The sequence below is a fragment of the Inconstantimicrobium porci genome (assembly GCF_009696465.1).
GTDB lineage: Bacteria > Bacillota > Clostridia > Clostridiales > Clostridiaceae > Inconstantimicrobium > Inconstantimicrobium porci.
Genome location: NZ_VULX01000071.1, coordinates 1 through 1,348, shown reverse-complemented (window position 1 = coordinate 1,348; position 1,348 = coordinate 1). Strand labels below are relative to the sequence as shown.

The following is a 1,348-nucleotide window of genomic DNA, read 5'->3' as shown; positions in this document are numbered from 1 at the left end:
TTGGTACTATGTCAAGAAAAAGTACAAATTAAATTCGGATAAATTATATTATTATATTTTTTATAGTTAACATGCATTTTTTATATTTTCTGAGTAATATTTATCTTCATATTCATTTGGGGATAAATATCCACAGTGACTATGTATTCTTACTGTATTGTAAAAGGTTTCTATATACTCAAAAACAAGCTTATATGCATGTTTGTAATCTAAAATTTTATAGCGATTTATCCACTCCCTTTTAATAAGAGCATGAAAGGATTCTATGCAGGCATTATCCCATGGATAAGCCTTTTTTGAATAACTTGTAATCATATCTTTTGTTGCTATTCTATAAGCCTCACATGTATATTGTATTCCTCTATCTGAATGTATAATTAATGCTTCTTTAACATTTCTTATTGCTTTAGCTTTGTTTATAGCCTGCACAATCCACTTTGATTCAAGAGTTGAACTTAATACCCAAGATATTATCTTTCTAGAGTATAGGTCCATAACACTTGTAAGATATACAAAGCCATCATAAGTCCATATATAAGTTATATCTGTACACCAAACAGCATTAGGGGTAGAAGGGGAAAAATTTTCATCTAGTATATTTTTAAGTTCAGAACTAAAATCCGAATTAGTCGTTGTAGCTATATAAGGCTTGATATACTGAGCTTTAAGACCTAATTCTCTCATATAATTTCCAACTGTCTTTTCACTTATTTCTTCTCCGATTTCACGCAGTTTCTGCGTAATTTTAGGTGCTCCATAATTTTGGTGAGATTCATCATATATGTCTATAATTTTATCTTCAATAACTTCTTTACGTTTTTCACTTAAGGATGGTTTCCTATTCTTAAAAGAATAATATCCATTTCTTGAAACGCCTAATATTCTAAGCACTCCGCTGACATTAAGTCGGCGTTTCTTATCTTTAACTGCTAAATCTTCTGCTTTCGCAGTTTCGATAAATATAGCTTGTGTCATTTTCCCAGAATGCTTATGGCTTTTTTTAATATTTCAAGGGCATCTTTCGTATCTTTCAATTCTTTTCTTAATTTTGCATTTTCTTTTGCTTCATCACTTGAATAATTACCTGATCCTCTAGTGGGTACTTCACCATCATTAATATCTGCCTTCTTAACCCAATCACCAAGAGTAGAAGCAGCAATTCCTAAATTAGTAGCACATCTTTTCATATTTAAATCTTTATGTTCATGATAGTATCTTACTGCATTTTCTTTAAATTCCTTATCATACTGTTTACTCATTTCAATTCCTCCAATTCATCATATCTTCATTATAACTCTTTTTGAGAAATATCCACTTTTAACTTGTACTATTTATATTCTAGCTCCAT

Annotated in this window: 2 protein-coding genes; both read right to left on the bottom strand. The window is 30.0% G+C overall.

The window, feature by feature from the left end; translation table 11 throughout:
• Positions 1-66: 66 nt before the first annotated feature.
• Positions 67-975: an IS3 family transposase gene (locus FYJ33_RS15975; RefSeq protein WP_154532955.1), complete on the bottom strand. Its 909-nt coding sequence runs from the start codon at positions 973-975 to the stop codon at positions 67-69.
• Entirely contained in the window at positions 972-1,259 is a 288-nt protein-coding gene (locus FYJ33_RS15970; protein ID WP_154532953.1) for a transposase, read from the bottom strand. Before FYJ33_RS15970 ends, FYJ33_RS15975 begins: the two co-directional genes overlap by 4 nt.
• Positions 1,260-1,348 lie beyond the last annotated feature (89 nt).